At 33.6% G+C, this 8511-nt stretch carries 12 protein-coding genes; all 12 read left to right on the forward strand.

Annotation, left to right across the window (positions count from 1 at the left end):
- Positions 1-235 precede the first annotated feature (235 nt).
- The 12 genes from F2B13_RS20155 to F2B13_RS20210 all read left to right on the forward strand — a co-directional run bounded on the left by F2B13_RS20155 (position 236) and on the right by F2B13_RS20210 (position 8381).
- Positions 236-706 carry a hypothetical protein gene (locus F2B13_RS20155; protein WP_149275112.1) on the forward strand — a complete coding sequence of 157 codons (471 nt, stop codon included), beginning with the start codon at positions 236-238 and terminating at the stop codon, positions 704-706.
- A 135-nt stretch (positions 707-841) separates the two neighbouring features.
- Complete coding sequence (locus F2B13_RS20160) at positions 842-1324, forward strand: DUF695 domain-containing protein (protein WP_149304992.1); 483 nt, start codon at positions 842-844, stop codon at positions 1322-1324.
- A 149-nt stretch (positions 1325-1473) separates the two neighbouring features.
- A complete protein-coding gene (locus F2B13_RS20165) occupies positions 1474-2133 on the forward strand; it encodes a hypothetical protein (protein WP_149275110.1) in 660 nt (219 codons plus the stop codon).
- A gap of 129 nt (positions 2134-2262) precedes the next feature.
- The gene (locus F2B13_RS20170; RefSeq protein WP_149275109.1) at positions 2263-2769 is read left to right on the forward strand and encodes a hypothetical protein; all 507 of its coding nucleotides are present in this window, start codon (positions 2263-2265) and stop codon (positions 2767-2769) included.
- A 145-nt stretch (positions 2770-2914) separates the two neighbouring features.
- Positions 2915-3394 (forward strand): hypothetical protein, encoded by a 480-nt coding sequence (locus F2B13_RS20175; protein ID WP_149275108.1) that lies wholly within the window; start codon positions 2915-2917, stop codon positions 3392-3394.
- 173 nt (positions 3395-3567) lie between these two features.
- Entirely contained in the window at positions 3568-4362 is a 795-nt protein-coding gene (locus F2B13_RS20180; protein WP_149275107.1) for a cation transporter, read from the forward strand.
- A gap of 209 nt (positions 4363-4571) precedes the next feature.
- Entirely contained in the window at positions 4572-5108 is a 537-nt protein-coding gene (locus F2B13_RS20185; RefSeq protein ID WP_149275106.1) for a S26 family signal peptidase, read from the forward strand.
- Positions 5109-5154: 46 nt separating this feature from the next.
- Positions 5155-5244: a S26 family signal peptidase gene (locus F2B13_RS20835; RefSeq protein WP_198439748.1), complete on the forward strand. Its 90-nt coding sequence runs from the start codon at positions 5155-5157 to the stop codon at positions 5242-5244.
- 143 nt (positions 5245-5387) lie between these two features.
- Positions 5388-6038 carry a SoxR reducing system RseC family protein gene (locus F2B13_RS20195; protein WP_149275105.1) on the forward strand — a complete coding sequence of 217 codons (651 nt, stop codon included), beginning with the start codon at positions 5388-5390 and terminating at the stop codon, positions 6036-6038.
- Positions 6039-6244: 206 nt separating this feature from the next.
- Positions 6245-6844 carry a hypothetical protein gene (locus F2B13_RS20200; protein ID WP_149304993.1) on the forward strand — a complete coding sequence of 200 codons (600 nt, stop codon included), beginning with the start codon at positions 6245-6247 and terminating at the stop codon, positions 6842-6844.
- A gap of 166 nt (positions 6845-7010) precedes the next feature.
- Positions 7011-7466 carry a hypothetical protein gene (locus tag F2B13_RS20205; protein ID WP_149275103.1) on the forward strand — a complete coding sequence of 152 codons (456 nt, stop codon included), beginning with the start codon at positions 7011-7013 and terminating at the stop codon, positions 7464-7466.
- Between the two features lie 159 nt (positions 7467-7625).
- The gene (locus tag F2B13_RS20210) at positions 7626-8381 is read left to right on the forward strand and encodes a DUF6090 family protein (protein WP_149275102.1); all 756 of its coding nucleotides are present in this window, start codon (positions 7626-7628) and stop codon (positions 8379-8381) included.
- Positions 8382-8511: the final 130 nt, after the last annotated feature.

The raw sequence follows: 8511 nt of genomic DNA on the forward strand, positions 1-8511 counted from the left end.
AACGGAATCGGAAGTTCCTACGGCTATAGTAACCTTACTCTGCTCTTTTGTTCTTTGGTTTTAACTAATATAAATTAATCAAAGACAAACTTAGGATGGCTATAATCCATTGCTGTATTTTCCATAACTTCAACTCATAAAATTTTAAATCAGCCGATTCCTACTCGGAAAATCCTCCGGATTTTACCTCGCAACGGAATCATAGCCGAACCGTTGGCAACAATTACCAATCACAATGAAAAATGAAAGTTGGAATAAAATTGGAAAAATAAAAAGCTTAGTGATTTTAATTCTTTGTGTTATTTCATTATCGCTACTGAATTTTAATGTAGAAACTGAATCAAAAAATGACATTTACATCGGAATTACTATTCTTACTTTTTTCTTCTTTGTTCTATTCCTTCCCTTAATCACAAAATTTTGGAGTTTATTCGGATTCAAGTTTGAAAAACCGAATTGGAATGAAAATCCGATTACTTTTAAATTCTCGAAGAGTTTGAATTTTTTTCAATTTATAGCTTTTTGGTTTATAAGTTCGGGATTTGTAAATGTTTTAATTATCGGAGTTTTAAATCAAAGGTTTGACGGAGAAAGTGCGAATTTATTTGTTGCTGGAATTAGTCTTTTAATCGGAATAAAATTGAGCTTGAAATGGCTGAATAAAAATGGAAATGAAAAAGAAAAAACTGTTGCCAACAATGTATAACCGCAATTACGGCGGATTCGACTACGTCCGAATCCACTCGGAATTGCTAACATCAGTGCTAAACCGAAAATTAACGCATAATAACCCGTAACTGACGGTTATACGAGACCGTTACCTGCAATACTGAAAAACTGAATGGCAGAAGACAAAGAATTTAGAGTAATAATTCCAGATGAATATTATCATATTCTGAAATTCAAACAGGAAGAGCTTCCAGGAATTGCGGTCGTAAATAAAAATTTGACTGATTTTGAACCGAAAGAAGTCTTCTCTTGGCACTGTTCTGTAATGCTCAATTGTAAAGAGCTTATCGAAAATGGAATGCCGTCAAAAGCGGAAGTAAAAATATTGGACGAGTTCGGAGATTTTTTGGACGACAAAATTAAAGGACCTGACAAAGAAAAACCAAACGGACTTTTTCTCGCAAGAATTACTTGGAATGAAACGCGAGAACTGATTTGGAGAATTTATGACCCTGAAATCACTAATGAGTTTCTGAATAACTTAATTGAGCGCAATGATTATCCTCGCGAATTTGATTACCGCATTGATGACGATGTGGAATGGAAATTAGCACAATGGCCCCTAAAAACGTGTATAAAAAAGTACAGCAGGTAACAAAGTGTATAATTAATTACGGTCGGAATTTCCAGTTTGAAATTCCTGCAATCAATTATCTTTAGTCCACGGCGGACATTTTCCGTTGGAAAAGTCCGCAACTAATCATACACGAACCGTTACCTGCAAGCTAAAACACCTAAACTTTATTGAAAAAACCGATTTACATAATATTTCTGATTCTGTTCTTAGTCGGTGCACCTCTTTTCTTTTTTATGGCATTAAACACTTCCGTCAGTTTAAAATATGAAACTGAATTTGGTGAGTGTATTTCCCAAGTTTCAGGAATTGACTTATGCTTACAACACGATATTTTTATGGCTTTGACCTATTTATCAAGTCTATTTTTATTGCTATTTCTTATTTTTCATAAAAAGCTGATTAAGACAAAAAAGACAGTTAACATTTCAGATTTAAATCGCTCTTTTGATGAACTTAAATTTCAATTTGAGAAAGGTCTAACTATTGAAGGTCATAAGAACGGAACTCGATATTTCGGACTTGAAAAAGTAAAAGAATGGAAGTCTAAATTTGGGTATGTCTTTAATATTCATGGAAATGATCACTTCATAAAAAATAAACCACATTTTCATTTTGACCATAAGGAGAAAGGAGTTTCCTGTAAAATGAGTTTTGACGGAGAAATATTTGAGAGTAATGGAAAAAACGAAATAGATAAAAAAGTACTTAAGGAATTAAGGTATTTCTTATCGATGGACAGAACACAAGAAATAATTGTTTCTAAATGGAACGAAAAAAATCCAAAACTGAAATATAAAATAAAAGCCAGCACACAACACCGGCTATAGTTCATTGCGGCGGAATTTCCTCAACGGAAATTCCTGCGTGTTTGCAATATTCGGTTTACGGCGGAATAATTCTGCCGAATCATTCCGCAACGAAATCATAGCCCAACCGTTAGCACCAATTAGAGCCAAATGATGAAACCTACTTTGACATTCTCACTTCTTTACCTCTTAGTTTGGAGTTCAATACTTTTTTTGACCCCAAAAGATGTTTTCTACTCAGGCGAGGGAATTATTAGATGGATAATTTTTGGAGCAATATTTTTTATTCTTCCATATCTACTATACAAATCTATTGAGAAGACAAAATTGACTAAAAAAGCAAAAAAAGGAATAGCTTATATGTCTGTGTTTTTAGGAATTCCCTTTGGACTTTTTCTAAGTTCACAAAGCGAACGTGAATTGGAAGATTATGGAAAAGAAACTTACGGAATTATAGATAAAGCTTGGTTATTAGTCAGAAAAAGTAGGTCTGATGTTTGGTCTGTCCGTGCAAAGTATAATGTAGGAAATAAAACATTTTATACATCGACTAAAGAAAATCCTGAAAAAACTCTATTTGAGGGAGATACAATTACAATAATATATTCGGAGAAAACCCCACAAATGAGTGTAATAATGGAATTGAAAAAAGAATAACTGGTGCTAACAATGTATAACCGCAATTACGGCGGATTCGACTACGTCCGAATCCACTCGGAATTGCTAACGTCAGTGCAAAACCGAAAATTAACGCATAATAGCCCGTAACTTACGGTTATACGAACCGTTGCCAGTAATTTGAATGAAAAACGCACAAATAAAAATATTGTTACTTTTTTTAATCTGTTTAATTATTTCTTGTTCGACAAACAAAAGATTGTTTAAAAGACAAAAAACGGATTTTGGAACTATAAAGTACTATGTGCAAACTGATTCAAATCATTTTGGTTATATAGATAATAAAAAAGACAAACGGATGGTAATAAAAGTTGACAACTCTGTTTATTACAGCATTTATTATGACTTAATCACTAAACATACAAAACAAGATAAAGGATTGGGTTATTGGTTATTTTATGACGAAATCCCAAAAGAATTGGACGACCCAAAATACTATCAAAAATTATCGGAATTGGACTCATTGGTACTATCTAAATCTGACAAAATACTGGACTCGCTGAAATGGAATAATTTTAAACGTTGGAATGGAGCAACAGCTTTTGAAATAGAAGTTGTTTATTATCACGGATTTCCTAAAAATGAAAAATTTGAACCCTATTAAACGGAATAAAAACTACTGGCAACAATGTATAACCGCAATTACGGCGGATTCGACTACGTCCGAATCCACTCGGAATTGCTAAAGTCTGTGTCAAACCGAAAATTAACGCACATAAACCCGTAACTGACGGTTATACGAGAACGTTGTAGCCAATGCGAGAAAAGAGAACGTGAATGAAAAAAACGATATTTGAGATTACCAAAATGGACTGTCCTTCGGAAGAGAATCTAATCCGAATGAAATTGGACGGAATTTCAAGTATTGCAAATTTGGACTTTGACATTCCAAACCGAAAGTTGACCATTTTTCATAGCGGCCAAATTGATCGAATCGAAAAATCCGTTCTCGAACTGAATTTAGGCGTAAAGAAAATTTCTACTGAACAAACCCACCAAACGGAATTTACAGAAAACGAAAACCAGAAAAAACTACTCTGGACAGTGCTCGCAATAAACTTTGCCTTTTTCCTAATCGAGATGACAACTGGGTTAATTTCAAAATCAATGGGATTGGTTGCCGACAGTTTGGATATGCTGGCGGACAGTTTCGTTTATGGCATCAGCCTTTTTGCAGTTGGCGGAACGTTGATAAGAAAAAAGCGAATCGCTAAACTTGCTGGATATTTTCAAATAACACTTGCGGTTATTGGATTTGTAGAAGTATTGAGAAGATTTTTCGGAGCGGAAAAACTACCCGACTTCTCGACAATGATAATCGTTTCGATTTTCGCACTTATTGCAAACGGAATTTGTTTGTACTTACTTCAAAAGTCAAAAAGTAAAGAACAAGCTCATATGAAAGCAAGTATGATTTTCACTTCTAATGACGTGATTATCAATTTAGGAGTAATAACAGCAGGAGTTCTGGTCAATTGGTTGAACTCGAATAAACCAGACTTGATAATCGGGACAATCGTTTTTGGTTTGGTTATTCAAGGAGCGATAAGAATATTAAAACTCGGAAAATGAAAACACTGGCTACAACACGGTATATAGCAAATAGGGCGTTCAGCTGTTTACGAAAGTTCAGTGCTTTTTGCCAACACCGCCAAATCGTTGATTTGGCTTTTGAAATGAATAAGATAAAAACAAAATACAACGCTTTGGCTCAGTGCAAACTTGAAAGTTCATCGCTTTCTAGTGCCCTACTTGCCATATACTAACCGTTGTGCGTCATTATGAAAAAACCAGCGATAATTATACTCTTAGGACTAGCGTCAATAATCACAGCCTATTTAATTACGGACATAAGGTATGCGTTTAAACTATTTACTGTATCATCCGCAGGGAATGAACCGACCTTAAAAACGGGAAGTATTCTTATTGGAACAAACCTGAAAAAACCGAAAAAGCTTGATTTCGTTTTTTATCTCCAAAAATTAGAAGGGTATCCAGAGGGGATATGGTTTCAAAGACTTTGTGGCATCGAAAATGACACAATTCAAATAATAGATGGAATATTGTTTGTTAATGGAGAAAATGTTGACAGAAACTTAGTACTTAACCATCAATACAAAATGGACAAAAGAACTGCAGATATACTTTTAAAAGACGGGGAAATAACTGAAAAGGATATTTTAGAAATACAAAGCGACACCACTTATTTGAATTTATCTGATAATCTAGCTAAACAATTCCCAGATAAAATAAAACGTACAACACGGACATCAAATAACATAGACATCCTTTTCAACTTTTGGAAAACAATGGACTGAAGATAATTTTGGGCCAATTGTAGTTCCAAAAAATTCATTATTCTTTTTGGGTGACAATAGAAATTATAGTTACGACTCAAGGTTTTTTGGATTTGTGGAAGAAAAAAAAGTAAAAGGTGTGATTTTAAATAAATAACGCCGCACAACACGGTGTATAATTAATTGCGGTCGGATTCCTTGAACGGAATCCTTAGCAATCAATTATCTTTAAGGTCAGGCGGACATTTTCCATTGGAAAAGTCCGCAACTAATCATACACGAACCGTTACCTGCAAGCTTATGAAAATCCTACGTAAAATTACACCATTGATAATTTTAATGGGTGCTTCATTCATTTGGGCGATTTCCATTATCATTTCGGAATCTGATGGACAAGGTTGGGGTTTACTTCTTGCTTTCGCACTGATTGGATTTGGAATTGGCTTTTTAATTGTTGACCTACTTCTCAAAAAGTTTTTGAAAAATTGGAAAAAAGTATTTCTAATCGAAAGTGGGATAGTCTTTTTACTTATCAGTTGGTACCAATATCAGAATAGAAAATTGATTCTGGAATTGCCCCAAAATTTCTCTAAAGAATATGTGACAATAATTTATAGTGTTAAAAACGAAAAAGAACTTGGAATCACTCCTTTCACTTGGAAAAAAGAAATTAAAGTGCCTAAAAATGGAATTTTATTGACTTCATCAGAAATAGATGAAAATCTACCAAAGACCGATTTTAGAGATTCATACGGAGAGTTATATAGCACAATTGGCAATCAAAAAATATTTGTCAAAATAACAGATTCCGAATTTGAACATAATGGACGAACTTATAAAATGAGGACTTGGAGACTCGGAGAAGGAGAGCTTTTAATGTCAACAAGCGAACAACATAAAGCTTACAGGACGGAGTTAATAGATAACTTTAAAAATAAAGCCAGCAGGTAACATAGTGTATAATTAATTGCGGTCGGAAATTCAATAAGTGAATTTCCGGCAATCAATTATCTTTAAAGCCAGGCGAACATTTTCCGTTGGAAAAGTCCGCAACTAATCATACACGAACCGTTACAGCACATATGACCAAAAAACTCACATTTGTCATAATCTCAATATTTCTGCTATTAATTAGCTGTGATAAAAAGCAGTCTGAATTGGAATTTGAAAAGTCTGTTGCGAATGAAATTTTCCCAGCTTTACTTGATTCTGTATTCCACGATACAAGATTGGCACCACCGCCACCACCGCCACCAAATTCGGAATGGAATGACTCAACAGCAATTAAATGGGACGAATCCAAAATAATAGCCGAGTATGAAAAAAAGAAAGCTGAATTAGAAAAAGACACAACTAAATTGGTAATTGCAATTGTGGATAGCACATACCAAATAAATGAAAGAGCGAAAAAAGAGCTTATTGATTTCTATAGTGATTTCGCAATCGAATTGGATACAGCAAATATTGAACAATCGTATAAAATTAATATATCGGAATTAAAACACGCTGATAAGTTTAAACTTAAATATCGTTCGGTACTTCCAGCAACAAGCAAAGTTTGGAAAGGTGATTATGATTTCCATCTTTCTGGAATAACTGGATTTTCACGTATTCAATTTGACCAAACAAAAAATTATGGAGTTATGATAAGCGGATTTGGTTGTGGCAGACTTTGTGGTTTTAGTGGACTAGTGTTCATTAGAAAATTGAATGGGAAATGGATAATTGATAAAATTAAAGTAACAGCTATATCGTGAAAAAAATACGTGCTGTAATACCGTATAAAATTAATTGCTAGTGCAAGCCTACTTACGAAAATCCTTGCGGATTTTCTATTCGGTTTGTATTTGCTAAATTAGGTGCTTAAACCACGCAACTAATCTTATACAATCACGTTGTAAACAATTTGATTAAACTTGTAGATTGAAAAGATTTCTATTGGCCCCATTACTACTATTGCTGTTTTTCTGTAAATCAGACCTTCCCCTGTCAAAATCCATCCAAGGAAATTGGCAAATATTTTCGAATACTACCGTGGATTCAGTCTATTATGTGGAAATATTTATCGATAGTAACCTGATTCATTTTTTCATGGATAATGTTGGGACCACTCCCTCAAGACACTACTATATCCAAAATGATAGCTTATTTATAGAATCGTTTTCCTCAGATTCTTTCTTGAATATTGGAAAAATAACTTTAGAAAAAGGTCTTCTTAAAATATCAAATAATAAAGAGCTATTGACATACCGGAAAATAAAAGATGGCTTGACCCTTGAAGATGTAATAAAGAGCGACGAAAATAAAAATGGACTGGGTCCGATATTCTTTAAAAGGATGGACAAATGGAAACGGGAGGTTTCTGAAATAAATAAATAAAAACTGTTTACAACAAAATGTATAATCAATTGCGGGCGGAATTTCCACATGGAAATTCCTGCAATCGATTATTGGCAATACCAAAAGACAATTTCCGTTCTAAAATCACAACTGATCATACATAGACCGTTGTGCTTCATTATGACCAACCAATAACCAATGATAAAATTTTTTAGAAAAATTAGACAAAAAACTCTGACTGAAAATAAATTTGGAAAGTATCTAACCTATGCTATTGGAGAAATTATTCTTGTAGTTATTGGGATTTTGATTGCCCTACAGATTAATAACTGGAACACAAACAAAAGTAATTTAAAAGAATCTAATGAGTTTGTTGCACGACTAAAAGCAGAAGTAAAAAGTAATATAGGTTTTACCCAAGAGGAAATTAAAAAAAAAGAAAATCAGAGGAGGAGTTCATTGGCTATTTTAAAAATGGTTGGCGAAGATATAACCAAACTTTCTTCCAAGACATTGGACAGCCTAATCAATATATCTATGGCAAATGGCAACATGGAGTTTAAAAACGGAACCTTAAACGAAGGACTGAATACTGGAAAGGTCGCACTTATTAAATCCGATTCCTTGAAGACAATTTTATACGGTTTACCATCTCTAGTCGAAGAGGTAAGAACTGGAGAAAAATACATGAACGAAGACCTTAACGATTATTTTTATCCGTTTATATATGAGCATATCAGTTTCAGACAGATGGACTATGAAAACACGGCACATGGGGAATTAATCGGACCTTCAAAATTTAGCAGTCACAACAATTTAAATGTGCTGAATATTCTAAAGTTTGAGAGCTTAATAGACAATATATTTTATAACTCTAATGTACAGATCGATAACTACCAAAGACTTAAAACTGAATTAGAAAACCTCTATAATTTAATCGAGGAATATGACTAAAATAACGAAAGTACAACAAAGAACTGAGCTAAAAAACAAATGAAATTTAGCTCAACCTACCCACATAATTTCGATCATAATCCATACCTGATTTTGATATTCCATAAGCTTGTTTAATAAGTTTATTACA

This window comes from Pareuzebyella sediminis (assembly GCF_008367235.1).
GTDB classification, from domain to species: domain Bacteria; phylum Bacteroidota; class Bacteroidia; order Flavobacteriales; family Flavobacteriaceae; genus Pareuzebyella; species Pareuzebyella sediminis.